This window comes from Blastococcus sp. HT6-4, from assembly GCF_039679125.1.
GTDB classification, from domain to species: Bacteria; Actinomycetota; Actinomycetes; order Mycobacteriales; family Geodermatophilaceae; genus Blastococcus; species Blastococcus montanus.
The window spans coordinates 2,217,081-2,240,066 of record NZ_CP155551.1 but is presented as its reverse complement, the minus strand read 5'-3'; the positions used below and the strand labels follow the sequence as shown (position 1 = coordinate 2,240,066).

At 75.1% G+C, this 22,986-nt stretch carries 22 protein-coding genes and 1 pseudogene; 12 read left to right on the top strand and 11 right to left on the bottom strand.

Annotated elements, in window-relative coordinates; translation table 11 throughout:
• The first annotated feature begins 35 nt into the window (after window positions 1–35).
• Both ABDB74_RS10825 and ABDB74_RS10820 read left to right on the top strand, forming a co-directional pair.
• Window positions 36–800 (top strand): IclR family transcriptional regulator, encoded by a 765-nt coding sequence (locus tag ABDB74_RS10825; RefSeq protein ID WP_346618461.1) that lies wholly within the window; start codon window positions 36–38, stop codon window positions 798–800.
• A 162-nt stretch (window positions 801–962) separates the two neighbouring features.
• The gene (locus ABDB74_RS10820; RefSeq protein ID WP_346618460.1) at window positions 963–1,898 is read left to right on the top strand and encodes an ABC transporter substrate-binding protein; all 936 of its coding nucleotides are present in this window, start codon (window positions 963–965) and stop codon (window positions 1,896–1,898) included.
• Window positions 1,899–1,950: 52 nt separating this feature from the next.
• On the opposite strand, the gene ABDB74_RS10815 is transcribed toward ABDB74_RS10820, so the two are convergent.
• Window positions 1,951–2,979 carry a cobalamin-independent methionine synthase II family protein gene (locus ABDB74_RS10815; RefSeq protein WP_346618458.1) on the bottom strand — a complete coding sequence of 343 codons (1,029 nt, stop codon included), beginning with the start codon at window positions 2,977–2,979 and terminating at the stop codon, window positions 1,951–1,953.
• A 132-nt stretch (window positions 2,980–3,111) separates the two neighbouring features.
• Here ABDB74_RS10815 and ABDB74_RS10810 point away from each other — a divergent pair, with 132 nt between their 5' ends.
• Together ABDB74_RS10810 and ABDB74_RS10805 are read left to right on the top strand one after the other, a co-directional pair.
• Window positions 3,112–3,828, top strand: coding sequence for an oxygenase MpaB family protein (locus ABDB74_RS10810; protein WP_346618456.1), 717 nt, complete (start codon window positions 3,112–3,114; stop codon window positions 3,826–3,828).
• A gap of 29 nt (window positions 3,829–3,857) precedes the next feature.
• Window positions 3,858–4,037 (top strand): hypothetical protein, encoded by a 180-nt coding sequence (locus tag ABDB74_RS10805; protein ID WP_346618455.1) that lies wholly within the window; start codon window positions 3,858–3,860, stop codon window positions 4,035–4,037.
• Between the two features lie 46 nt (window positions 4,038–4,083).
• Here the strand turns inward: ABDB74_RS10805 and ABDB74_RS10800 are convergent, their stop codons facing one another.
• A complete protein-coding gene (locus ABDB74_RS10800) occupies window positions 4,084–5,019 on the bottom strand; it encodes an alpha/beta hydrolase (protein WP_346618453.1) in 936 nt (311 codons plus the stop codon).
• Between the two features lie 184 nt (window positions 5,020–5,203).
• On the opposite strand from ABDB74_RS10800, the gene ABDB74_RS10795 reads away from it, so the two are divergent.
• Together ABDB74_RS10795 and ABDB74_RS10790 are read left to right on the top strand one after the other, a co-directional pair.
• The gene (locus ABDB74_RS10795; protein ID WP_346618452.1) at window positions 5,204–6,601 is read left to right on the top strand and encodes a thioredoxin family protein; all 1,398 of its coding nucleotides are present in this window, start codon (window positions 5,204–5,206) and stop codon (window positions 6,599–6,601) included.
• Window positions 6,598–7,158: pseudogene (locus ABDB74_RS10790) on the top strand (UGSC family (seleno)protein). Before ABDB74_RS10795 ends, ABDB74_RS10790 begins: the two are co-directional and overlap by 4 nt.
• Here the strand turns inward: ABDB74_RS10790 and ABDB74_RS10785 are convergent.
• The 3 genes from ABDB74_RS10785 to ABDB74_RS10775 form a co-directional block, all read right to left on the bottom strand.
• The gene (locus ABDB74_RS10785; RefSeq protein WP_346618450.1) at window positions 7,127–8,551 is read right to left on the bottom strand and encodes a sensor domain-containing diguanylate cyclase; all 1,425 of its coding nucleotides are present in this window, start codon (window positions 8,549–8,551) and stop codon (window positions 7,127–7,129) included. The pseudogene ABDB74_RS10790 and the gene ABDB74_RS10785 sit on opposite strands and share 32 nt — an antisense overlap.
• Window positions 8,552–8,720: 169 nt before the next feature.
• Entirely contained in the window at window positions 8,721–9,524 is an 804-nt protein-coding gene (locus ABDB74_RS10780) for a hypothetical protein (RefSeq protein WP_346618448.1), read from the bottom strand.
• Entirely contained in the window at window positions 9,521–10,459 is a 939-nt protein-coding gene (locus tag ABDB74_RS10775; RefSeq protein WP_346618446.1) for an ATP-binding cassette domain-containing protein, read from the bottom strand. Before ABDB74_RS10775 ends, ABDB74_RS10780 begins: the two co-directional genes overlap by 4 nt.
• Before the next feature lie 191 nt (window positions 10,460–10,650).
• On the opposite strand from ABDB74_RS10775, the gene ABDB74_RS10770 reads away from it, so the two are divergent.
• Together ABDB74_RS10770 and ABDB74_RS10765 are read left to right on the top strand one after the other, a co-directional pair.
• On the top strand, window positions 10,651–11,931 hold the full coding sequence (locus ABDB74_RS10770) for a sensor domain-containing protein (protein ID WP_346618445.1): 1,281 nt from the start codon (window positions 10,651–10,653) through the stop codon (window positions 11,929–11,931).
• Window positions 11,928–12,578, top strand: coding sequence for a response regulator transcription factor (locus tag ABDB74_RS10765; protein ID WP_346618443.1), 651 nt, complete (start codon window positions 11,928–11,930; stop codon window positions 12,576–12,578). Before ABDB74_RS10770 ends, ABDB74_RS10765 begins: the two co-directional genes overlap by 4 nt.
• A 9-nt stretch (window positions 12,579–12,587) precedes the next feature.
• On the opposite strand, the gene ABDB74_RS10760 is transcribed toward ABDB74_RS10765, so the two are convergent.
• Both ABDB74_RS10760 and ABDB74_RS10755 read right to left on the bottom strand, forming a co-directional pair.
• Entirely contained in the window at window positions 12,588–14,129 is a 1,542-nt protein-coding gene (locus ABDB74_RS10760) for a DUF2252 family protein (RefSeq protein ID WP_346618442.1), read from the bottom strand.
• A gap of 94 nt (window positions 14,130–14,223) precedes the next feature.
• Window positions 14,224–15,195, bottom strand: a complete 972-nt coding sequence (locus tag ABDB74_RS10755; RefSeq protein WP_346618440.1) for a zinc-binding dehydrogenase — start codon at window positions 15,193–15,195, stop codon at window positions 14,224–14,226.
• 110 nt (window positions 15,196–15,305) lie between these two features.
• Between ABDB74_RS10755 and ABDB74_RS10750 the strand changes: the two genes are divergently transcribed.
• Window positions 15,306–16,472, top strand: coding sequence for a YihY/virulence factor BrkB family protein (locus ABDB74_RS10750; protein WP_346618439.1), 1,167 nt, complete (start codon window positions 15,306–15,308; stop codon window positions 16,470–16,472).
• Between the two features lie 31 nt (window positions 16,473–16,503).
• On the opposite strand, the gene ABDB74_RS10745 is transcribed toward ABDB74_RS10750, so the two are convergent.
• A complete protein-coding gene (locus ABDB74_RS10745) occupies window positions 16,504–17,460 on the bottom strand; it encodes a hypothetical protein (protein ID WP_346618438.1) in 957 nt (318 codons plus the stop codon).
• Window positions 17,461–17,668: 208 nt separating this feature from the next.
• Between ABDB74_RS10745 and ABDB74_RS10740 the strand changes: the two genes are divergently transcribed.
• Entirely contained in the window at window positions 17,669–17,974 is a 306-nt protein-coding gene (locus ABDB74_RS10740) for a hypothetical protein (protein ID WP_346618437.1), read from the top strand.
• Between the two features lie 57 nt (window positions 17,975–18,031).
• Here the strand turns inward: ABDB74_RS10740 and ABDB74_RS10735 are convergent, their stop codons facing one another.
• Window positions 18,032–19,282: an aminotransferase class V-fold PLP-dependent enzyme gene (locus ABDB74_RS10735; RefSeq protein WP_346618436.1), complete on the bottom strand. Its 1,251-nt coding sequence runs from the start codon at window positions 19,280–19,282 to the stop codon at window positions 18,032–18,034.
• Window positions 19,275–20,123 (bottom strand): tryptophan 2,3-dioxygenase family protein, encoded by an 849-nt coding sequence (locus ABDB74_RS10730; protein ID WP_346618434.1) that lies wholly within the window; start codon window positions 20,121–20,123, stop codon window positions 19,275–19,277. The genes ABDB74_RS10735 and ABDB74_RS10730 overlap by 8 nt, the downstream gene beginning before the upstream one ends.
• Before the next feature lie 149 nt (window positions 20,124–20,272).
• Here ABDB74_RS10730 and ABDB74_RS10725 point away from each other — a divergent pair, with 149 nt between their 5' ends.
• On the top strand, window positions 20,273–21,004 hold the full coding sequence (locus tag ABDB74_RS10725; RefSeq protein WP_346618433.1) for an alpha/beta fold hydrolase: 732 nt from the start codon (window positions 20,273–20,275) through the stop codon (window positions 21,002–21,004).
• Window positions 21,005–21,029: 25 nt separating this feature from the next.
• Here ABDB74_RS10725 and ABDB74_RS10720 read toward each other — a convergent pair whose 3' ends face one another.
• Entirely contained in the window at window positions 21,030–21,902 is an 873-nt protein-coding gene (locus tag ABDB74_RS10720; protein ID WP_346618432.1) for a polysaccharide deacetylase family protein, read from the bottom strand.
• Window positions 21,903–22,089: 187 nt separating this feature from the next.
• On the opposite strand from ABDB74_RS10720, the gene ABDB74_RS10715 reads away from it, so the two are divergent.
• Window positions 22,090–22,914, top strand: a complete 825-nt coding sequence (locus tag ABDB74_RS10715) for a TSUP family transporter (RefSeq protein ID WP_346618431.1) — start codon at window positions 22,090–22,092, stop codon at window positions 22,912–22,914.
• The last annotated feature ends 72 nt before the right edge of the window (window positions 22,915–22,986 follow it).

The window sequence follows — 22,986 nt, the reverse complement described above, 5'->3', positions numbered from 1 at the left end:
CGGGGGGCGGCCGCGGCCCGTGCCACACTCCCCGTGTGGCACGGAGCACAGCGGGGGAGTCGGTGATCCTCCGGGCGATCCGCATCCTCGAGGCGTTCGGCCCGGACCGGACGGCGCTGCAGGTCTCGGAGATCGCCCGCCGGGCGGACCTGCACGTCGCCACCGCGTCCCGGCTGATCGCGGAGCTCGTCTCGCACGGCCTGCTCGAGCGGGGCGCGGACCGCGAGGTGCGGATCGGTGTCCGCATGTGGGAGCTCGGGTCGCGGGCGTCGCCCACGCTGTCCCTGCGCGAGGCGGCGATGCCGTACCTCGAGGACCTGCACGCCGTCGTGGGCCACTCCGTCCAGCTCGGCGTGCTGGACGGGAACGACGTGCTGTTCGTCGAGCGGCTGACCGCCCGGGACGCCGTCGTCAACTACTCGCGGATCGCGGGGCGGCTGCCCCTGCACATCTCCTCGTCCGGCCACGTGCTCCTGGCCTACGGCCCGCCGGAGCTGCGGGAGCGCGTGCTCGGGCAGCCCCTCGACCGCTACACCGCCGGCACGATCACGACGCCGCAGCAGCTGCGCGGCGCCCTCGAGCAGGTCCACCGGCAGGGCTTCGCGCTGCTCGCCGGGCACGTGCACGACGACGCGACCGGCATCGCGGTCCCGGTGCGCAACGGCCTCGGCGAGGTCGTCGCCACGATCTCCGTCGTGGTGCCGAACGACGGCCGGGCGCCGGCGCAGGTCCCGGCCCTCATGGCCGCGGCCCGCGGGGTCACCCGGACCCTCTGCGCGCCCGGAGCGGGACGGCGCTGATCGCCGGTCACCCTCTCATCCAATGAGAAGGTGTTGGTCGTCGATGTGACGCGGACCTCATGCTCCCGGCCACAACGGGAGAGGGCCTCAGGGCTCCGGAGGGAGACGTCATCGACGCACGCACCTGGCAGCAGGATCCGGTCGTTCCGAGGGGCCGTGGGGATGGCGGCCGTCCTCGCGCTGGCCGCCTGCGGCTCCTCCGGCGACGGGGACGGAGGGGCTGACGCCCCGGGCGGGGACGGCACCGTCGCGGTGGACGTGGGGTACTTCCCCCTCGTGCACACGGCGACGGCGGTGCACGCCGAGGAGACCGGCATCTTCGACGACGAGGGCCTGGACGTGACCCTCGAGCAGACCGGCGGTGGTGCGCAGTCGATCCCGCTGCTGGTCTCCGGGGACCTGGACATCGTCTACGGCAACTACACCTCGGCGCTGCTCGCGGCCGAGCAGGGGCTGCCCGTGCGCATCCTGGCCGGCAACGACGTCGGCGCCGAGGACCACGCGATCATGGTCGCGGGCGACTCCGACCTCCAGGAGCCGGCCGACCTCGCCGGTGCCACGGTCGCGGTCAACAACCTGCAGAACATCGGCACCGTCGCGGTGCGGGCGGTGCTGGAGGCCGAGGGCGTCGACGCCTCGCAGGTCTCCTTCGTCGAGCTCCCGTACCCGGAGATGCAGTCGGCGCTGGACGCGGGCGACGTCGACGCGATCTGGCAGGTGGAGCCGTTCCAGGCCTCCGCCCTCGCGAACGGGCACCGCGTCCGCTTCCCGCTCTTCAGCGGGCCGGTCGACGGGATGCCGGTCGCAGGCTGGCTGACCACGGAGCAGTTCGTCCAGGAGAACCCGGAGGCGGTGGCGGCGTTCCGCGCGGCGCTCGCGACGTCGGCCGACGAGCTCCAGGGCGACCGGGAGCGGCTGGTCGAGCTCGTGCCCACCTACACCCAGGTGCCGGCCGAGGTCGTCGAGCAGGTGGCCCTGCCGGAGTGGGAGGCCGACGTGGGCGAGGAGCAGCTGCAGGAGATGGCCGACCTGATGCTCGAGTACGGCATCATCGACGAGGAGTTCGACGTCTCGACGATGATCGCCGCCGCCGGCTGAGTCGCTGCCCGCCGGGGCCCGGCCGCTGATCGGCGGCCGGGCCCCAACCGGGTCAGAGCTCGGCCCGGAGCGCCGCCGCCGCCTCGGCGAGCGCCCGCATCTTGCCGGCCGCCGACGCCCGGGGGAGGTACTTCAGGCCGCAGTCGCTGGAGAGCGCGAGCCGGTCGACGTCGACGTGGTCCAGGGCCCGCCGCACCCGGTCGGCCACGACCTCGGGTGATTCGACCTCCGGCGTCGAGAGGTCGAGGACGCCGAGCGCGACGCCCTTGCCCCGGAGCGGGCGCAGCGTCGCCGGGTCCAGGTGCGACTGCGCCGTCTCCACCGACACGGTGTCCACCGGTGTGTCGGCCAGCTCGGCCAGGAACGAGTAGCCCTCCGGGCGGTCGGAGACCATCGCGGCGTAGCCGAAGCACAGGTGCACGTGCACCGGGCCGGCGGCGTCGGCCACGGCCCGGGTCAGCGCCTCGGCCCCGTACCGCCGCGCGACGTCGGGCCGGGCCTGCAGCCACGGCTCGTCCACCTGCACGATGTCCGCGCCGGCGGCGAACAGGTCGGCGATCTCCTCCCGCACCACGTCCGCGTAGGCCAGGGCCAGCGCCCGGTCGTCGGGGTAGTGGTCGTTCTGCGCCTGCTGCGCCATGGTGAACGGGCCGGGGACCGTGATCTTGACCGTCCGGTCGGTGTGGGCGCGGAGGAACCGGACGTCGTCGACCTGGACGGGCGCCGGCCGCCGGAGCTCACCGGTCACGCGCGGTACCGGGATGTCGACGCCCGAGCGGTTGCGCACGGTGCCGGGGTGGTCGAGATCCACGCCGTCGAGAGCGGTGGCGAAGTGGTTGGAGTAGGACTCGCGGCGGATCTCCCCGTCGGTGACGACGTCGAGCCCGGCCTCCTCCTGCGACCGGACGGCGGCCAGCGTGGCGTCGTCCTGGGCCTCCCGGAGGAACGCCGGCGGGATCCGCCACAGCTCCGCGGCCCGCACCCGGGGCGGGAACTGGTGGCCGAGCCGCTCGCGGTCGATGAGCCAGTCGGGCTGGGGGAGGCTGCCGACGACCATGGTGGGCAGCGGGGGTAGCGACACGGGCGTCCGATCGTCCGGGGGTGCGGGTGGCGGCGACCGTCGTCGCCGGTCCCATCCTGGGTCCGGCCGCCGGTCCGTGCACCCCGCCGACCACGCGGGGCGGCGCGAGCTGCTCCGGGCACCGTGGGGGGCGTGGCCGTGCCGACCTCACTCGGGGACGCCGCGCGCGCCCGCTTCCGCGCCCGGGTCTCGGGTGACCCGACCGGCGCGCCGGACTGGGTCCGCGACATCGCGGAGGTCGGCGACGGCCCGGGCTGGTTCGAGCCGGACGGCGTGGTGTGGTGGGTCCACGGGGACCTCGCCACGCTGGTCGGCGGGGTCGCCGCGCTGCTCGGCCAGGCCGCGCACCCGCTCGCCCTGGCCGGCGTCCGGCGGCACTCCGCCTATCTCGAGGACCCGTGGCAGCGCCTGGCCGGCACGGCGCGCTGGCTGGTGGTCACCACCTTCGGGTCGGCGGAGCTGGCCGAGCGGGAGGCCTCCCGGGTGCGCCGCATGCACGCCACCGTGCGCGGGACGACCGACGACGGCCGGGCCTACCCCGCCGGCGACCCGGAGCTGCTGCGCTGGGTGCACCTGGCCTTCACCGACGCCCTCCTGGCCGCCCAGCAGGCCGCCGGGCGCCCACCGGCCGGCCGGTTCGGCCCGCGGTGGGCCGACGCCTACGTGTCGGAGTGGGCGCGCAGTGCCCGGGCGCTCGGCGCCCGGGACCTCCCCGAGAGCGAGGCCGAGCTCGCCGAGGCGCTGGCGTCCTACCGCCCGTCCCTGGAGCCGGTGCCCGAGGACCTCCGCGACTTCCTGACCGCCCCTCCGGGGCTCAGCCCGGCCGAGCGGGTCTTCTACCAGGGCTGACCAGCGCGGCCGCGACGCTCGTGTCCCCGGTGCTCGCCCCGTACACCGGTACCCCGGGCCGCGGGCGCCGGGTCGTCCGGCTGCCGGCCACCCGCGTCCAGCTGCGAGCCCTGCAGCTGGTGCTGGGGCCGCGCAGCCCCTCGGAGGAGGCGGCCCGCTGGCGGCTGCGGCTCGGGCCGGAGCCGGCGTGGGCGCGGCGGGCGGACTGACCGACCGGGCCCGTCCCCCCGCCGGCGGGGGGACGGGCGCGTGGGGTCAGCGGCGCAGCAGCTCGCCGAAGCGCGCGCAGCTCTCGTCGATCGCCTGCTGGGCCGCGGGGGAGACGGCGCCCATGTCGAAGAACCCGTGGATCATCCCGTCGTAGCGCTGCACGTGGGCGTCCACGCCCGCGGCGCGCAGCGCCTCGCCGTAGGCCTCGCCCTCGTCGCGCAGCGGGTCGTACTCGGCGGTGACGACCACCGCGGGCGGCAGGCCGGAGAGGTCCGAGCCGTGCAGCGGGGACAGCCGCGGGTCCTTGGCGTCGTCCCAGGCGCCGGCGTAGTGGCCGTAGAACCAGTCCATCGTCTCCTTCTCGAGGAAGTAGCCCGTCGCGTTCTCCGTGCGGGAGGGGTACTCGCCCTCGGCGTCGACGGCCGGGTAGATGAGGAACTGGCCGGCCAGCGGGGTGCCGTCGGCGTGCAGGGTCTGCGCCACCACCGCCGCCAGGTTCCCGCCTGCGCTGTCCCCCGCGAGCCCCAGCCGGTCGTTCCCGCCCAGCTCGCCGAGGTGCCCGGCGACCCAGCGGGCGGCGGCCACCGCGTCGTCGGCCGCGGCGGGGAACGGGTGCTCGGGGGCCAGCCGGTAGTCGACCGCGATCACCACCGCGCCGCTGCCCCGGCAGATGTGCCGGGCCATGTTGTCGTGGGTGTCCAGGTCACCGATCACCCAGCCGCCGCCGTGGAAGAAGAGGACGGTCGGGACGGGGCCGTCCCCCTCCGGGCGGTAGACCCGGGCCCGGAGGTCGCCGGCGGCCCCGGGGACGGTGCGGTCCTCGACTGCCCCGACCGGGGCCAGCTGCTCGGGCGTGCGGGCGCCGTGGGTGAGCTGGAGGTACAGCGCCCGCCCGGCTTCGGGGCTGCCCTCGTACATGGGGGGCATGCCGGCGTCGTCCAGCATGGTCAGCAGCGCGGCGATGTGCGGGTCTACCGGCACGGGGATCTCCTGGGTCCGGGAGTGATGGAGACGGATGGATGTGAGGCTCGCATCCATCGGACCGGGCGGATAGTCCGGTGCACGCCCGCCGGCGTCGGAAGGGTCGAGCCGGGGCCGTCGGGCCACGCGGCCCGACGGTTCCCGACCGGGCGCGGGCACCGGGCCCCTGGGCTACCGTCCGTCCATGGGGCTCCCCGACGGTCTGGTCGCCGTGGTGAAGCGCGACTGCCCCACGTGCGTCCTCGTCGAGCCGGTGCTGCGGCAGCTCGGTGCCGCCGTGTGGTGCCAGGACGACGCCGGCTGGTTCGACGGCGACGACACCGACCTCGAGCTCTCCTACCGCCTGGGCATCGAGACGGTGCCGACGCTGATGCGCGTCGAGGCCGGGGCGGAGACGGCCCGGGTGGTCGGGTGGAGCCGGGAGCAGTGGGAGGAGCTGACCGGCGTGCCGGGGCTCGGACCGGACCTGCCCGAGCACCGGCCCGGTTGCGGCTCGCTGTCGGTGGACCCCTTCCGGGTCGACGCCCTGGAGGCCCGGTACGGCGGCAGCGGGCTGGGCAGCCGACGGGTCGACCTCGCCGATCTCGAGGACGAGCACGAGGCGATGTTCGACCGCGGCTGGACCGACGGCCTGCCCGTCGTCCCGCCGACGCCCGAGCGGGTGCTGCGGATGCTGCGGGGCACGACCCGCGACCCGGCCGAGGTGGTCGCGGTCGTGCCGCCGGACCTCGTGGAGTGCACGGTCGAGAAGGTCGCGGTCAACGCGGTGATGGCCGGCTGCCTGCCCGAGCACCTGCCGGTCGTGCTGGCGGCGCTCGAGGCGGCGGCCGTCCCGGAGTTCGCGCTGCACGGGCTGCTGGCGACGACGTACTTCGCCGGGCCGGTCGTCGTCGTCAACGGCCCGGTGGCCGCACGGATCGGGATGAACAGCGGGGTCAACGCCCTCGGGCAGGGCAACCGCGCCAACGCCACCATCGGCCGGGCACTGCAGCTGGTGGTGCGCAACGTCGGCGGGGGAGTGCCCGGTGGGGTGGACCGCGCGACCATGGGCAACCCGGGCAAGCTCACCTTCTGCTTCGCCGAGCGCGAGGAGGACAGCCCGTTCGCCCCGCTGGCGGCCGACCGCGGGGTGCCCGGTGACGCGGTGACCGTCTTCGCCGGCTCCGGGGTGCAGCCGGTGGTCGACCAGCTCAGCCGGGACCCGGAGTCGCTCGCGCGCACGTTCGCCGCCTGCCTGCGGGTCAACGCCCACCCCAAGCTGCCGATGGCGTTCGACGCGATGCTCGTCGTCTCGCCGGAGCACGGCCGGGTCTTCCGCGAGGCGGGCTGGGACCGTGCGCGGCTGCTGGCCGAGCTCGAGGGCCTGCTCACCCTCCCCGTCGGCGAGCTGGTGCGCGGGGCCGGTGGCATGGCCGAGGGCGTGCCCGCGGGGATCGAGGCGGCCGAGCTGCCGAAGTTCCGGCCCGGGGGCCTGCTCGTCCTGCACGCGGGGGGCGACGCCGGTCTGTTCAGCGCCGTCGTCGGGGGCTGGGTGGCGGGGGAGACCGGGAGCGTCCCGGTGACCAGAGAGGTGCGCGCATGAGAACCGTCCTGGACCCGACCGGCGAACGGCGGACCTCCGCCCGGGAACTGCTGCCCCGCCCGGCGTCGCTGCGCGGCCGCAGCGTCGGGCTGCTCGACATCAGCAAGGCGCGGGGGGACGTGGTCCTGGACCGTCTGGAGGAGCTGCTGGCCGCCGACGGCGCCGTCGTCCGCCGCTACCGCAAGCCCACGTTCGCCCGCACCGCCCCGGTCGACCTGCGGCACGAGATCGCCGAGCAGTGCGAGGTGGTCATCGAGGCACTGGCCGATTAGGGCTCGTGCACGTCGTGCAGTGTGCACGACATCGCCGATCTGGAGCGTCGGGGCGTGGTGGGGGTGTTCCTCGCCAGCGAGGCGTTCGCCGAGGCCGCCCGCCAGCAGGGTGCGGCGCTGGGCTTCGCCGCGCCGTGCGTGCTCGTCCCGCACCCGGTGCAGGACCGCACGGACGCGGAGCTGCGGGCGGCCGCCGAGCGGGCGTACCCGGCCGTGGTCGCCGCCGTCACCGCGACCGCGCAGCCGGACGGCGTCAGACCTTCGCCGGCACCCGGATCAGGTTGACGTAGCGATCGGTGCGGGACTGCTTGTCGGCGTACATCCGCTCGTCCGCGCGGCGGACCAGGTCCTCCACCGAGCAGGGGTGCTGCGGGTCCCACGCCTCGGCGCCGATGGAGAAGCGGAGCTCGAACGCGGCGCTGGATCCGGCGTTGAAGTCGTCGAGGGCGGCGGCCAACCGCTGCCGGACCACCGCCTCGTCGGCGCCGTCGCCGAGCAGGACGACGAACTCGTCACCGCCGAGCCGGCCGACCACGTCGCCCGACCGGCAGGCCGCCCGGAGGACCGTCGCGGCCGACGCGATGGCCCGGTCGCCCTCCTCGTGCCCGAGGACGTCGTTGACCTGCTTGAGGCCGTCGAGGTCGATGAACACCGCCAGCCGGCGTTCGCCGTTCCGGGCGGCGCGGGCGAGCTCCCGCTCGGCCAGCTCGAACCACCCCCGCCGGTTGTGGATCCGGGTCAGCTCGTCGGTCGAGGCGATGACGGCCATGGCCCGTTCCCGGCGGCGGCTCATGACGACCAGCGCGGTGCCGGTGATCAGCAGCATGGCGAGCACCAGGATCTCGGTGCGCAGCGCGGCTCGGTCCAGGTGCCCCTGGAAGCCTTCCTTCGTCTGGACGTTCAGGGTCAGCCACGTCGTCCCGGCGACCTGCTGCCAGCTGGTGACGTAGTCGGTCCCGTCCTCGGTCGTGTCCACGATGCCGTGGTCACCACCGGACCGCGCGGCCGCGAGCGCCTGCGGGTAGGGGAACGCCGAGCCGATCACCCGGGTGTCGGCGGCGCCGACCACGAGCCCGGCCTCGTCGACGATCCAGCCCTCGCCCTCGCCGGCGGTGAAGAACTCGGTCGAGGTGTCCCGGGCGGCCCAGGCGCAGATGAACAACCCGGTGCTCCCGTCGGAGAGCGTCACGGGCGCCCCGAGCGCGACCGCGGGCTCGTCCCCGATCTGCAGGATGCCGGACAGCGGAAGGCGATCCGGACCGCCCTCGCCGAGCGCCGCGACGAGCGGACGGAGGCCGGGGTCGTCGGCCGAGGCCTGCTCACCGGTCGGCGCGTAGGCGGTCACGACCTGGCCGAGCCGGTTGATGACGGCCGCACCGCGGTTCATCGCGTCGCCGGAACTGACCACGAACTTCCGGATTCGCTCGCTGTCCCGGTCCGCGACGGCGCCGGTCGCCGGCGTGGCGCTGAACGCGGGCACTCCCGCGCTCGCCTGCACCGCCAGGACCGAGGCCAACTGGTTGAAGCCGTCGCGGACGGTCTGGGACGTGAGCTGGCCGAGGACCCGCGCGTGCTGGATCCGGTCCTCCCGGTGCTGGTCGACGGCCAGCTCGCCGGCGTGCCGGGTGGAGGCGAGCCCCAGCACGCCCATGACGGCGACCAGCACGCCGGAGATCACGAGGGGCCCCCAGCTCCGCCGCCCCGCAGTGGTCCTGCTCCGCTCAATGTTCGACACCGTGCCTCCTCTGGCCGTACCACCTCCATCGGTCGCCGACGGCGGAGCTTGAGGAACGCCGGGCCGGGTCCGTGCGGCGTCACCCTCGGGGGTGGGGTGCGTCCGCCGCCCGCTAGGTCGCGTCGCGGCGGAGCAGGGACCAGCCACCCGCTGCCAGCGCCACCGCGGCCCAGCCCACCAGGAGGGACGTCGCCGCCGCCGCCGTCATGTCCGGCTCTCCGAGCAGCGTCCAGACGGCCCCGGACCCGGGGAAGAGCTTGCCGGTGTCGCTCATCCAGGCGACCCCGAACGCGGGCAGCAGGAACGGCAGCACGAGCTGCAGCAGGAACACCGTCGCCAGCGCGCCGGCGGTGCTGCGCAGAAGCAGGCCGACGCCGACGGTGAGCACGCCTCCGGCGACCAGCACCGCGGCGATCCGCCCGAGGCTGTCGGCCAGGTCGGCGACCGACAGCGCCAGGTCCGGCGCGATGAGCCAGGCGGTGACGTCGGCGATCAGCGCCAGCAGCACCCCGGCCACCGTGGCGACGAGGACCGGCACGCTGATCCGCGCGGCGAGCAGCACCCCGCGGCGCGGCGTCCACTGCAGCGTGGGGCCGATCGACCCGCTCGCGTACTCCTGCGTGACCGCGAGCAGCGCGAGCACCAGCAGGGCGAACTGCCCGAGCAGCAGGCCGGACTCTCCGGCCGCCGTCGCCGGCGGCAACTCGCCGGACGCCGTCACGTCCCGGACGTCGAACGCCATGACGGCGCCGATGCCCACGATCGTTCCCGCGGCGGCCAGCAGGCACCACCACGTCGTCCGCACCGTGCGCAGCCGCAGCCACTCGGCAGCAGCCGCGCGGGCGAGGACGGTCGCCGTCCCCGGTTCGGTCCCCGCCGGTCCCGCCGTCCGGGCGGCGAGCCCTGCCGCGCTCACGGCCGCACCTGCCCGGCCGGTTCCGGCTCGGTCGACACGCGGTACTGGACGCTGTTCCCGGTGAGGTCGAGGTAGACCTGCTCCAGGGAGCTGTGCTCCTCGGCCAGCCGGTGCACGGCGACGCCGGTCTCGAGGGCCACGTCACCGACGGTCTCGGCCGTCGCCCCCTCGACCAGCAGGTCGCCGTCGTCGGTGGGGTGGACCCGCAGCTTCCGGCGGAGCAGCTCGCCCGCCAGGTCGTCCCGCGACGGGGTCCGCACCCGCACCCGCCGGTGCGCGCCCTCGCCCCGCATCACGTCCTGCATCGAGGCGTCGGCGATCAGCCGGCCGCGGCCGATGATCACCAGGTGGTCGGCGGTCTGCTCCATCTCGCTCATCAGGTGGCTGGACAGGAGCACCGTGCGGCCCTCGTCGGCCAGCCCGCGCACCAGGCGGCGGATCCACCGGACGCCGTCGAGGTCCAGGCCGTTCATCGGCTCGTCGAAGAGCAGGACGGCGGGGTCGCCGAGCAGGGCGCTCGCGATCCCGAGCCGCTGGCGCATGCCCAGCGAGTAGCCCTTCACCCGCCGCCGCGCCGCGGGGCCGAGCCCCACCTGGTCGACGACCTCGTCCACCCGCCGCAGGGGGATGCCCTGCGTGCGGGCGGCCACCCGCAGGTGGTCGCGGCCGCTGCGCCCGGGGTGCACGGCCCCGGCGTCGAGCAGCGCACCGGCTGCCCGGAGCGGCTCGGCCAGTTGCGCGAACGGCCGGCCGCCCACGAGGGCGGAACCCGACGTGGGCCGGTCGAGACCGAGGATCATGCGCATCGTGGTCGACTTGCCCGCGCCGTTGGGCCCGAGGAAGCCGGTCACCGTGCCCGGCCGGACGTCGAAGGTCAGGTGGTCGACGGCGCACACGGCGCCGTACTGCTTGGTGAGCTCGCGCACCTGGATCATGCGCTCGGCCCGTCGGGACGGCGACGGCGCAGCCGCGCGGGGAGGGGAGCAGGCGTCATGAACGGAGCCTGTCCGGCCTGGAGGCCGCCGCGGATCACCCGGCAGCACCGACCTCGATCCCCCGCGTGGGGGAGGGGCGGAGCGCGCTGAGGGGGGAGTCGCCAGGCCCGCCGGTCGGCCAGGATCGGCGCATGTCATCGACGACCGGCGCCGGCGGTGCTGCCGGCCTCACCGCCCGGCTGCGTGCGCTGCTGGCCGCCGCCCGCCCCGGCTGGCCCGGCCGCGCCGTGTACGCACTGGCCAGCCTGCCCCTCTCCCTGCTGTACCTGGCGCTGTTCGCCGGCCTGCTCGGCTCGGTCGTCGCGGTCGTCTACGGCGTCGGCGTCCTGTTCATCCTCGCGGTGCTGGCGCTGACCCGCGGGTTCGCCGACATGGAGCGCCGGCTGGCCCGCTCCCTGCTCGGGGTGGACGTCCCGGATGCCCAGCGGGTGAGCGACCAGCGCGGCATCGTGCAGAGCCTGCGGCGCCTGGTGTTCGCGGCCGACACCTGGCGCGCTCTCGGTTGGCTGGGCATCCGCGTGCTCATGGGGCTGGCCACGCTCGCCACCCTGTTCTTCGGCACCGCCGGATTCGTCGCACTCGGCTGGACCACCGAATGGAACCCCCTGACCGCGCTGCCGCTGCTGGCGCTCATGGCGCTCGTCGTCGGGCTGACCCTGGCCGTGCTCGACGTGCTGGTCCGTCTCGCCGCAGCGGTGGCGCCCCGGCTGCTCGGTGCCGCCCCCGAGCAGCAGATCGCGGCGCTGCAGCAGAGCACCCGGCGGCTGGCCGACCGGAACAGGCTCGCCCGCGACCTGCACGACACCATCGGCCACGCGCTGACCGCCAGCCTGCTGCAGGCCACCGCCGCGCGCCGCACGCTGACGCCCGCGGACGACCGGCCGCTGCAGCCGGAGTTCGCCCGCCAGGCGCTCGGGCACATCGAGACCAACACCCGGACCGCGCTGGCCGAGCTCGACCGGGTGCTCACCGTGCTCCGGGCGGAGGACGGCGGCCGGAACCCCGCCCCGTTCGCCGCACCGGCGCTCGACGACCTGGAGGATCTCCTCGCCGGACTCCGCGACGGCGGCCTGCCGGTCGCCCTCGTGGTCGACGGCGAGGTGGACGACGTGCCCGCGGGAGTCCAGGAGCTGGCCTACCGGGTGGTCCAGGAGGGGACGACGAACGTGCTGCGGCACGCGGGCACCCCGTTGACGGTCGCCCAGGTCGTCCGGAGCGGGGACAGCCTGGTCGTCCGCGTGTGCAACGAGCAGGCCTCGCAGCTGGACAGCCGCCCGGGCCCCGGCGGCGGCCGCGGGCTGGCCGGCCTCCGCGAGCGGGCGGCCGCCGCCGGCGGCACGCTGAGCGCCGAGCCCACGCCGTCCGGCGGCTTCGACCTGTGCGTCACCCTGCCCCTGTCGGGCGCCGCGTGACCGCTCTGCGGCTGCTGCTGGTCGACGACGACGTGCTCGTCCGCTCCGGGCTGCGGGTCATCCTGGAGAGCGAGCCGGACCTCACCGTGGTGGGTGACGCCGGCACCGGGCGCGAGGCGCTGGCCGTCGCGGCCGAGACCGATCCGGACGTGGTCCTCATGGACGTCCGGATGCCGGACATGGACGGCATCGCCGCGACGGCGGAGCTGGTGGCCCGCGACCCGCAGCGGCCCCGCGTCCTGGTGCTGACCACCTTCGAGGACGACGACTACCTCTTCCGCTCGCTGCAGGCCGGGGCGAGCGGGTTCGCGCTCAAGCGGTCGGACCCCGACGAGCTGGTGGACGCCATCCGCGTCGTCGCGCGGGGGACGTCGCTGGTGCTGCCGGACCTGACGCGGCGGCTGATCGCCTCGCACGCGCCGTCCCGCGCCCGGGGTGCCGCCGCACTGCCCGAGCTCACCGGCCGGGAGGCCGACGTGCTGCGGCTGGTGGCCGGTGGGTTGTCCAACGCCGAGATCGCCACCGAGCTGTTCCTCAGCCGGGAGACGGTGAAGACCCACGTCAGCGGCGTGCTGCTGAAGCTGGGCGCCCGGGACCGCACCCAGGCCGTCATCGCCGCCTACGAGAGCGGCTTCATGACGCCGTGAGCCGGCGACTCAGCGGTAGACGACGTCGACACGCCGGAAGGCCCCCATGGCGTGGTCGGCGACGAAGTACTCGTGGTCCCGGCGCACCCGCGCGGCCGCCTCCTCGGCGAACCGCAGGATGTCGTCGACGAAGAGGTCCCGGCTACCGATGGCGTCCAGGATCGCCGGCTCGACGTCGTAGTCGACGATCCCGGTCTCGTCGGACATCGCGTGGGTGTGCGCCAGCACCCGGCCGCAGATCTCCGCGTAGTCCTTCCACTGGCGCTCCGAGAGCTCGTCCAGGTCGATCGACTCCCGGTACGGCGCGCGCTCGCGGACCATGAAGCTGCGGCCCTCGATGTCCACGCTGCCGTAGAAGACGTCGCCGTTGACCAGGTGCACGCGCTGGGCGTGCTGGATCCGGTCGGCCTGGCCGTCCACCACGTAGTCCGACGGCGGGACGAGCTCCGCCAGGGCCGATCGACGAGCCTGCTTGCACTCCAGGAGCAGGTCGTCGGTGCCGTCGGCCCGCCGCCCCTCGATCAGCACGTAGAACCGGGTGAGCCCCAGGGACGCCGTCCCCGCACCCTTGCGCTCGGCGACGTCCTTCACGCGCATCCCGCGGGCCCGGTCGGGCACCGGCACCTCGTTGTCGGCGACGAACCGGTCGATGATCTCCTGGAACTCGTCCCGGCGGCTGCTCACCGGGACCAGCTCCTCGTCGGTGCGGAAGCCGCTGCGGGACTCGTCGAGCAGGCCGGCCAGCCAGTCCGCGCGGGTGCCCTCCAGCGCGGCGGCGATCAGCTTCTTGATCAGTTTCGGGGAGTTGTCCAGCCGGAGCTGCTCGGAGTCCTCGGTGCCCTCGGCCGCGTAGGAGGCGATCCCGGCGACGTAGCCCTCGACGAACCGGCGGGTGACGGCGCGCTGCTTCCTGGCCCCGAGGCCGCCCTCCTCCGCCGTGGCGAGCAGGAAGCCGACCGCGCCGCGCTTGAGGTCCCAGGTGAACGGCGCGTAGTACGCGTCGTCGAAGTCGTTGACCCCGAAGATGGGGACGTTGTCCCCGCTGGGCATCACCCCGAAGTTGCCCGGGTGGACGTCGCCGAGGGCGAGCACGGTGGGCAGCCGGGCGTCCTCGCCGACCAGGTCCCGGTAGAAGAGCAGCGCGGTGCCGCGGAAGAAGTGGAAGACCGACCCGGCCAGCTTGTCGAACTTGTCCTGCGCCTCGACGTCGTGGCTGGCGATGCGGGTCTCGTGGTCCTCGCGCACCGTCTCGCGCACGTGGACCCGGCGGTCGTTGCCGGTCAGCATGCGCGGGATCAGCACCATCTCGCCGGCCGCCCGGGCCTCGGCGAGCTGTCGGAAGGCGTCGACCCGGGAGCCGATCTCCCGCCGGCCGTTCCCGCGCGGGCCCGGCCCGGACTGCTCGGCCGCGGGCTCCTGCTCCTGCCGCCGCTGCAGCTCGTCGAGCAGCTCCCGCTTGGACATCCGGCTGCGGCCGGGGATCCCGTGCTCCTTGGCGAGGCGCAGGAGCTCCTTCCGGTCGGCGGTCTCCAGCTGCGTGGTGGCGTCCATGATCGGGTCGCTACCCGTCAGTGGCCTCCTCCCATGCCTGGCCCGGCGATCGCGTCGCCTCCGACCTGCGCGGCCTGCTGGTGGCCGGCCCCGTTCAGGTCGCGTCGAGAGCGACCTTGTACTGGCCGACCGCCGGCTGGACGGCCGCCGCGAACGCCTCCTGGGCGCGGCCCACGGGGTGGACGTCGCTGACGTAGACCTCCCGCAGCGCGGGGTGGTCGGCGAGGTAGCTGCCGGCGTCCCGCAGCACCCGCCGCCGCTCGAGCGTGACCCCGGCCCGCAGCGTGAGGTTCTTCCGCACGAACGTCATCATGTCGACGGGGTAGACCAGGTCGTCGGGGATCCCGAAGTAGAGCACCTGCCCGCCGAAGGCGACGCCGTCCACGCAGTCCTGCAGCGTCGTCACCTGGTGCCCGACCGCCTCGACGACGAGCTCGGGGCGGTCGGCGTCGGCGACGGTCGCCGACCACAGGTTCGCGCTGGCGGTCACGGTCTCGTCCACGCCGAAGACGCCGGCCGCGTCGCTGCGGTCGACCCGGTCCACCCCGACCACGCGGCCGGCGCCGCGCTGCTTGAGCACGTGGCTGAACAGCAGGCCGATGGGCCCCTGGCCGATGACCGCCACGGTCCTGCCCCGCACGTCGCCGACCTGCTCCGCCGCGTACAGGACGCACGCGAGCGGCTGCAGCATGACCGCGGTGGTGGGCGGCATCGTGGTGTCGTAGCCGGCCAGGCCCTCGCCGTCGGTGACCACCAGCTCGGCGATCCCGTCGAACGCGGACGCCCAGCCGACGACCAGGTCACCGGGGGAGTGCTCCGGGTGCCGGCTGGCCACGACCTCGCCGACGACCTCGTGCAGGGGGAAGCCCGGTGCCGGAGTCGTCCGGCCTGCCGGGTCGGCCGCGTGCAGGAACGGGGCGCCCTTGAAGAAGGGCAGGTCGCTGCCGCAGATCCCGCCGGCCCGCGTGGCGAGCAGGACCTGGCCGGCCGCCAGCCGGTCCGCCCGCGGCGCCTCGACCTCGACCTGCTGGAAGGTGAAGGGTCCGCTCAGCCGCTGAGCCCACATGCCGTCGACGCTAGCCGAGCCCGGCGACGGTCGCTGGATCCCCGGGCGGCCGCCGTGCCCGGCAACGGGTAGACCTGAGGCCTCGCAGGACGCCGACGAGGAGGGGGCGCATGGGGGTCGTCGACCGGCTCGACGCATTCCAGGCCAGGCATCGGGCCGCGGCCCTGCCGCTCGCGGTGATCTACAAGTTCGTCGACGACCGCGGGCCGCACCTGGCCGCGCTGATCTCCTACTACGGGTTCGTCTCCCTGTTCCCCCTGCTGCTGATGCTGACCTCGGTGCTGGGTTTCGTCCTGGAGGACGACCCCGCCCTGCAGCAGCGGATCGTCGAGTCCGCGCTGTCGGACTTCCCGCTGCTGGGCCCGACGCTCGTGGAGAACATCGGCAGCTTCCGGGGGAGCGGGGTCGCGCTGGTCGTCGGCATCCTCGGCAGCCTCTACGGCGGGCTCGGGGTCATGCAGGCGGCCCAGGCGGCGCTGAACCGCATCTACGCGGTGCCGCGCTTCGCCCAGCCGAACCCCCTGCTGTCGCGGCTGCGCAGCCTGCTGCTCGTGGTCGCGCTCGGCCTGGGCGCGGTGGCGTCGACGGCGTCGAGCGCGCTCGTGTCGACGTTCTCGGGGCTCGTCCCGGTCCCCGGGCCGGTCGTGACGGCGGGGGCCACGGTGGCCGGTCTGCTGATCAACGTCGGGATCTTCCTCGTGGTCTTCCAGGTCCTGACCGCCCGCCGGCTGGACTGGCGCAACGTCGCGGTGGGCGCCGCCATCGCCGCCGTCCTGTGGGAGCTGCTGCACCTGCTCGGCACCTACGTCATCGGCACCTACGTGATGCGGTCCAGCGACGTCTACGGCGTCTTCGGCGTGATCCTCGGTCTCATCATCTGGATCTACCTGCAGGCGCTGGTCGTGGTGCTGGCGGCGGAGATCAACGTCGTCCGGCACCGGCGGCTCTACCCCCGCTCGCTGATGACGCCCTTCACCGACGACGTCGAGCTCACCAGCGCCGACGTCCGCGCCTACACCGGTTACGCCCGCAGCGAGCGGTACAAGGGCTTCCAGCGGGTGGAGGCCAGCTTCCGCAAGGACGCCGCGCCGGGACCGGCCGGTGCCGACGGCTTCCCCGGCGACGTGGCCCGGGACGACTCGGCCCGGGACGACTCAGCCCGGGACGACTCAGCCCGGGACGACGCGGACCGGGACGACGCGGACCGGGGTACCCGCGCCACCTCCGCTCGTCAGGAGCCCGCCGGTCCCGGCAACGGGGGGCGGTCCGCCGGCTGAGCCGGTCCGGCCCCGGCCGTGCGGTGCCCGGTCAGCGCGCGAGGAGCGACCGGGCTCGCCCGAGGAGCCCGCGCTGGTCGACCGCCGGACGGTCGTGGCTCGTGTGGCCGACCTGGCCCGCCAGCAGCTCGACCTCGGCGCGGAGCGCGGAGCGACGCTGTGCGAGGGCCTCGACCTCCGCGGCGAGGGCGGTGCACTCGCGTTCCAGGCGGTCGCGGTCGGCCGCGGCCTCGGCGTCGGCCCGCCGCCGCTCATCCCGCCCGGTGCCCAGTGTCCGGACGGCCTCGGCGCGGGCGTGCAGCCGGGCGGCGGCCGCCTCCTGCCGGGCCTGCTGCATGATCCGCTCCGCGTCCGCGGCGGCCCGCTGCTCCACCGCACGGGCCTCGGCCAGCCGGGCCGCGGCCTCCACCCGGACCTCCTCGCCCGCCAGCTCCGCCCGGTCGACCACCTCGCGGGCCTCGGCGGCCAGCTCCGCGGCCCGGACGCCGGCCTCGGCGACCAGGCGCTCCGCCTCGCTCTCGGCGTCCGCCAGCACCCGGTGCGCGAGCTCGACCATCCGCTCCGCCTCCGTGGCGGCGGCCGAACGGATCGCCGCGGCCTCGGCGCGCATGCTGTCGGCCTCGTCGGCCGCGGTGGCGAGCAGCGTTCCGACCCGCCGCGACTGGTGGAGGAACTCGCCGCCGTCCGCGGAGTGCGCGAGCAGCTCCCGGGCCTCGTCCAGCTCGGTGAGCGCGCGCAGGTGCCGGGTCTCCAGGTGCTCCCGCTCGCGATCGGCGGTGGCCAGCTGCTCCTCCGCCCACTGCACGTAGGTGTCGACCTGGAACCGGTCGTAGCCGGCCACGGTCCGGCGGAACATCGGTGCCGCCTGGAAGACGGTCGGCAGGTCACCGGAGACGTTCGGCCGGGTCCGGTCCGGCTCGTCCGTCACCACCTGCAGCGCCCTCGGCGGGCGGGCAGCCCGCTCGTCGGCATGCGGTTCCGCGGTCATCGCCCTGCCTTCCCCTGCAATAGGTCTCCGGGCCGGGGACGCTACGGCTCCCCGGACGGGCCGGCGCCCGTTCGGCGGACGGGCATCACCCGGACGGGGAAGGGCATGCCCGGCCCCCGGGACGCCGTCCGCCGGCGACTCCCTCGTGCGGGTGACCCGCGGGGTACCGGGAGTTTCGGGATGCGCACCGCCGCGCACCCTGTTCCCCATGGCGACCGATCCGGCCCCGGCGCTCCCGGGCAATCTGACCGTGCCGCCGCTGGCCGGCTGGGAGGACCTGCTGACGGCGGTGCTCCTCGTGGTGGCCGTCGCCGTGGCCTTCGTCGTGGTGCTGGCGGCCGGCGCCGCGGTGAGCGGCCGGTCGGAGTGGCAGGCGTGGCTCGACGCGCGATCGCGCAGGAGCCCGCAGCCGTCCCCATGGCGCACCCCTGGTCCGGGGCTGCGGAGTTCGCACCCCGGCGACGCCGAGCACCCGCTGCACCGGCCACGCCGATCCAGCTCGCGACCGGCCTGACGACCCCACGACGGGGTGCCGTTCCCGGAGACCGTCGCGGCCCCGGCCCGAGATCGCTCAGCGCACCCGGGCGGCCAGGATCTGCCGGAGGTGGGCCAGGGCCGTCGCCAGCTCCGCGAAGCTCGTGCTCAGCGGGGACAGCCCGATCCGGAGGCCGCGGGCCGGGCGGAAGTCCGGGATGATCCCGCGCCGCCACAGCTCCTCGACCGCCGACCTCATCGCCTCGTGCTCGAGGGTGACGTGTGCCCCCCGCCGCCGGGGCTCGCGCGGCGAGGCGACCACCACGCCGAGCGGCGCGAGGACCTCGTCGGCGACCGCGACGGCGTACTCGGTGAGGAGGACCGACTTCTCCCGGATCGCAGGCAGGCCGGCCCGCTCGATCAGCGCCAGCATGTCCTCGACCGGGATCATCCCCAGGATCGGCGGCGTGCCGCTGAGGAAGCGGCGGATGCCCCGCGCCGGCACGTAGTCCGGGCCCATCGCGAACGGATCGGCCGAGCCCATCCACCCGGTGATCGGCTGGACGAACTCGGCGTGCAGCCGCTCCGCGACGTAGCCGAACGCCGGCGCGCCCGGCCCGCCGTTGAGGAACTTGTAGCCGCAGCCGACCGCGAGGTCGACGCCGGCGGCGTCCAGCCCCACCTCGACCACCCCGGCGGAGTGGGAGAGGTCCCAGAGCACGAGGGCGCCGGCGTCGCGCGCCGCGGCGGTGATCGCCGGCAGGTCGGCGATGTAGGCCGACTTGTAGGCGACGTGGCTGAGGAGCACGAGCGCCGTCCGGTCCGACAGCAGCTCCGCCACCTCGGCCGGCTGCACCCCCGTCCCCGGGTCGGGCTCGATCCACCGGACGGTCCGGCCGGTCTCCGCGGCGACTCGGGCCAGCACGAAGCGGTCGGTGGGGAAGTTCTCGGTGTCGGCGATGATCTCCGAGCGACCGGGCCGGGCGTCCACCGCCGCCCGGACCAGCTTGTAGAGCAGGACCGTGGTCGAGTCGCCGACGACCGTCTGCCCCGGGGCGGCTCCGAGCACGGCCCGCCCGATGAGGTCGCCCACGACCGTGGGCCGGTCCATCCACCGCTCGTCCCACGCGCGGATCAGCCGCTCGCCCCACTCGCCGTCGACGAACGCGGTCAGCCGATCGCGGGTCACCGTCAGGGGCCGGCCGAGCGAGTTGCCGTCCAGGTAGGCGACGACGCCGTCGGGCAGGACGAACTCGGCCCGGTGACCCGCCAGCGGATCGCGCTCGTCGAGCTCGGCCGCCAGTTCGGCGAACGCCCGCGGCAGCCCGTCGACGACGCGCTCAGGCACCGATCCCACCCCGCACCGTGTAGAGCTCCGGGAAGAAGGTGAGGTCCAGGGCCCGCTTGAGGAAGTCCACGCCCGAGCTCCCGCCCGTGCCCGCACCGAAGCCGATGGTCCGCTGCACCGTCCGCAGGTGGCGGAACCGCCACAGCTGGACGGCGTCCTCCAGGTCGACGAGGTCCTCGCAGGTGGCGTACTCGGACCAGTGGGCCGTCGTGTCCGCGTAGATCCCGCGGTACACCGGCAGCAGCGACTCCTGCTCCACCCAGGCCTTCCGCACGTCGCGGTCCAGGAGGTGCTGCGGGACGGGGTGCCCCCTGCGCGCGAGCCATCGGAGGAAGGAGTCGTACACCGTGGGGGAGTCGAGCAACCCGGCCAGCAGGTCGTGGGCCTCCGGCCGCGAACGGAAGACCGTGAGCAGGCGCGCGTCCTTGTTGCCCAGGACGAACTCGACGGCGCGGTACTGGTACGACTGGAAGCCCGACGAGTGGCCGAGGACGCCGCGGAACTCGGCGAACTCGCTGGGTGTCAGCGTCGCGAGGACCGACCACTGCTCGGTGATGGTGCGGAACACGTGCTTGACCCGCGCCAGCGCCTTGCGGGCCCGCTGGACGTCGTCGGCGTCGAGGCAGGAGCGGACGGCGCGCAGCTCGTGCAGGGCCAGCTTCAGCCACAGCTCGGTCGTCTGGTGCTGGATGATGAACAGCGGCTCGTCGTGGTGGTCGCTGATCGGGTGCTGGGCGGACAGCAACGTGTCCAGGGCCAGGTAGCCCCCGTAGTCCATCTCCGCCCGGAAATCGGTCCGCACGCCGTCCTCGATGGCGCGGACGCCGTCCTCGACCGCCATGCCGCCGTTCCTCCGCTCCGGGTCGACTGGACCGGGGGAGCCGGTGCGGTCGATCCTGCGCACATGCTCTCGCACCTCCCGCCGGCGATCACGCCGGCGGCCCCTGGGCGGTGGACGTGACCGGCGGCGGGCGATGCGAGGACCGGTCGGTGCTGACCCGGCCGGCGTCGGCGCCCGACGCGCTGTTCCGGTACGGGCCGGGCGGGGAGCAGGTGGCCGACGTCCGCTTCCCCCGGCACTCCGTGGCCGACCGGCCGCTCGTGGTCGTCGTGCACGGCGGCTTCTGGCGCCCCGGATACGACCGGGCGCACGTCCGGCCGATGACCGAGGCCCTCGCCGCCGCCGGGTGGCCGACGCTGACGCCGGGGTACCGCCGGAGTCCCGGTCGGCCCGACCTCGCCGTCGAGGACGTCCACGCGGCGGTGCGGGCCGCGGCCGGGACGCGGGACCTCGCCGGCCGGCGCGATCCGCGGACGGTGCTCCTCGGGCACTCCGCCGGCGGGCACCTGGCGCTGCAGGCGGCCGCGGTCCTCGAACTGCCGTCCGCGCCCGACGGCGTCCTCGCCCTCGCGCCGGTGGCCGACCTCCGGCGCGGTCAGGCGCTGGGCCTGGACACCGACGCGGTGCCGGCCTTCCTCGGGCAGGACGCCGCCGGGCGCCCCGACCTGGACCCCGCGCGCCTGCCGGCGCCGGCCGGACCGGTCCGGATCGTGCACGGCACCGACGACCGCATCGTCCCCGTCGAGGTCAGCGAGGCCTACCTGCGGCGCCACCCGCGGGCCGGGCTCACCGTCGTCCCCGCCGGGCACTTCGCGGTCATCGACCCCCGCAGCACGGCCTGGCCAGCGGTGCTCGGCGCCCTCGAGGACCTCTGCCGGTAGCCGGGCCCCCGCGCGGCGACCGCCGTCAGAAGGACGAGTCCAGCTGGGCGAGCAGCGTCGGGCCGTCCCAGGTCGGCGGCGGCATGATCCGCCGGACGGTCAGCAGCGGGTACGCCGGGTCCTGGGGGTCGGAGAGCTGGAACGCCGCCCGGTAGCCCGCCGCCTCGACCCGGGGGAGCGCCTCGGGCGACCAGACGCCGTGCGGATAGGCCAGCAGGTCCACCGGGTGGCCCAGGATCTCGCCCAGCTCGGCCCGCGGCCCGTCCAGCTGGACGGCCCACTGGTCGCCGCTGAGCCGGTCGACCCGCTGGTGGTCCCAGCTGTGCGCGCCGATGTCCATGCCGGCGCGGTCGAGGTCGCGCAGCTGGTCGTGGCTCAGCCAGTCGGTCTTGCCGAGCACCACGGTCATCGGGAAGAACGCCGCCGGGAAACCGAACTCGGTCAGGATCGGCAGGGCCACCGAGTGGTGGGTCACCGAGCCGTCGTCGAAGGTCAGCAGCACCGGCCGGTCGGGGAGCGGGTGGCCGAACTGCAGGTGGTCCACGAGCGTCCCTGCGCCGATCGGCGTCCGACCCCCGTCGCGCAGCGCCTGCAGCTGTGCCCGGAACACCGCCGGCGGGGTGATGATCGTTCGGGCGTACGCGCTGTCGTCGGCGCGGAACTCGCGCAGCTGGTGGAAGCACAGCACGGGCACGGTGGAGCGGGCCAGGATCTCCTCCGCCGTGGCGGGGGTGGGTGGAGCGCTGCTGGACGGCGGCGCGGCCGACGAGGTGGGCGTTCCCGGCGCCGTCGCACGGGGGCTGGTGGTCGCCGGAGCGGTCGACCGGTTGCCGGAGGGAACCGAGCAGGCAGCGAGCACGGCCGCCCCGGTCGCGGCGAGGAAGGCCCGTCTGCGCATGGCCCCACCCTGTCGGGTGGCCGCGGGCGCGGCAAGGACGACCGGCCTCGGGCGCGGCGGGGACGGCCGGCCGTGGCGGCGGCGCGGACGACCGGCGACACCCGGCCGCCCGTCCGGTGCCCGGCGCCCCCTACGGTGCACGTGACGGACCCGGCGTGGGCCCGGGGACGAGGAGGCCGGAACGGGGATGGTGGAGGCCTTCCCGGGCGACCTGCTCCCCGACGGACTCACCACCGAGGTCCTGCTCCTCCTGGTGTTCGCCGCGCTCGCCGCGGGGTGGATCGACGCCGTCGTCGGTGGCGGTGGGCTCCTGCAGCTGCCCGCGCTGCTCCTGGTCCCCGGCATCACCCCGGTGCAGGCCCTCGCGACGAACAAGCTGGCCTCGGTCTTCGGGACCACGACCAGCGCCGTCACCTACTACCGGCGCGTCCGTCCCGACCTGCGGACCGCCCTCCCGATGGCCGGCGTGGCCCTGGTCGGCAGCTTCGCGGGGGCCTCGGTCGCGGCGGCGCTCCCGGCCAGCGTGTTCAAGCCGGTCATCGTCGTCGCGCTGATCGCCATCGCCGTCTTCACCGTGCTCCGCCCCTCGCTCGGGGAGGTGACCGCCCTGCGCCACACCGGCCGGCGGCACCACGGCGTCGCGGCGGCGATCGGGGCGGCCATCGGCTTCTACGACGGGATCCTCGGGCCCGGGACCGGGTCGTTCCTGGTGTTCGCCATGGTCTCGCTGCTGGGCTACGACTTCCTGAACTCCAGCGCCAAGGCCAAGATCGTGAACGTCGCGACCAACGTCGGGGCCCTGCTGTTCTTCGCCCCCTACGGCGCGGTGTTCTGGGCACTGGGCCTGGTGATGGGCGCGGCCAACATGCTCGGCGGCTACCTGGGCTCCCGGACGGCGACCGCCCGGGGGAGCAGCTTCATCCGCGTCGTGTTCCTCGTCGTCGTCACGGCACTGATCGGCCGGGTGGGCTGGGACGTGTGGGTGGAGAACCTCCGTCCGCTCCTCGGCTGAGCCACCCCGGCGGCCGGATCGGGCGAGAGGGCATGCTTGTGGAGCGCCTCGGCCACCTGGCGGGGCGCGCGC

Coding starts and splice junctions, on each gene's coding strand:
- ABDB74_RS10820 (WP_346618460.1), top strand. CDS start 963: ATGGCGGCCGTCCTCGCGCTGGCCGCCTGCGGCTCCTCCGGCGACGGG.
- ABDB74_RS10795 (WP_346618452.1), top strand. CDS start 5,204: ATGGGGCTCCCCGACGGTCTGGTCGCCGTGGTGAAGCGCGACTGCCCC.
- ABDB74_RS10775 (WP_346618446.1), bottom strand. CDS start 10,459: ATGATCCAGGTGCGCGAGCTCACCAAGCAGTACGGCGCCGTGTGCGCC.
- ABDB74_RS10770 (WP_346618445.1), top strand. CDS start 10,651: ATGTCATCGACGACCGGCGCCGGCGGTGCTGCCGGCCTCACCGCCCGG.
- ABDB74_RS10760 (WP_346618442.1), bottom strand. CDS start 14,129: ATGGACGCCACCACGCAGCTGGAGACCGCCGACCGGAAGGAGCTCCTG.
- ABDB74_RS10755 (WP_346618440.1), bottom strand. CDS start 15,195: ATGTGGGCTCAGCGGCTGAGCGGACCCTTCACCTTCCAGCAGGTCGAG.
- ABDB74_RS10750 (WP_346618439.1), top strand. CDS start 15,306: ATGGGGGTCGTCGACCGGCTCGACGCATTCCAGGCCAGGCATCGGGCC.
- ABDB74_RS10745 (WP_346618438.1), bottom strand. CDS start 17,460: ATGACCGCGGAACCGCATGCCGACGAGCGGGCTGCCCGCCCGCCGAGG.
- ABDB74_RS10740 (WP_346618437.1), top strand. CDS start 17,669: ATGGCGACCGATCCGGCCCCGGCGCTCCCGGGCAATCTGACCGTGCCG.
- ABDB74_RS10730 (WP_346618434.1), bottom strand. CDS start 20,123: ATGGCGGTCGAGGACGGCGTCCGCGCCATCGAGGACGGCGTGCGGACC.
- ABDB74_RS10720 (WP_346618432.1), bottom strand. CDS start 21,902: ATGCGCAGACGGGCCTTCCTCGCCGCGACCGGGGCGGCCGTGCTCGCT.
- ABDB74_RS10715 (WP_346618431.1), top strand. CDS start 22,090: ATGGTGGAGGCCTTCCCGGGCGACCTGCTCCCCGACGGACTCACCACC.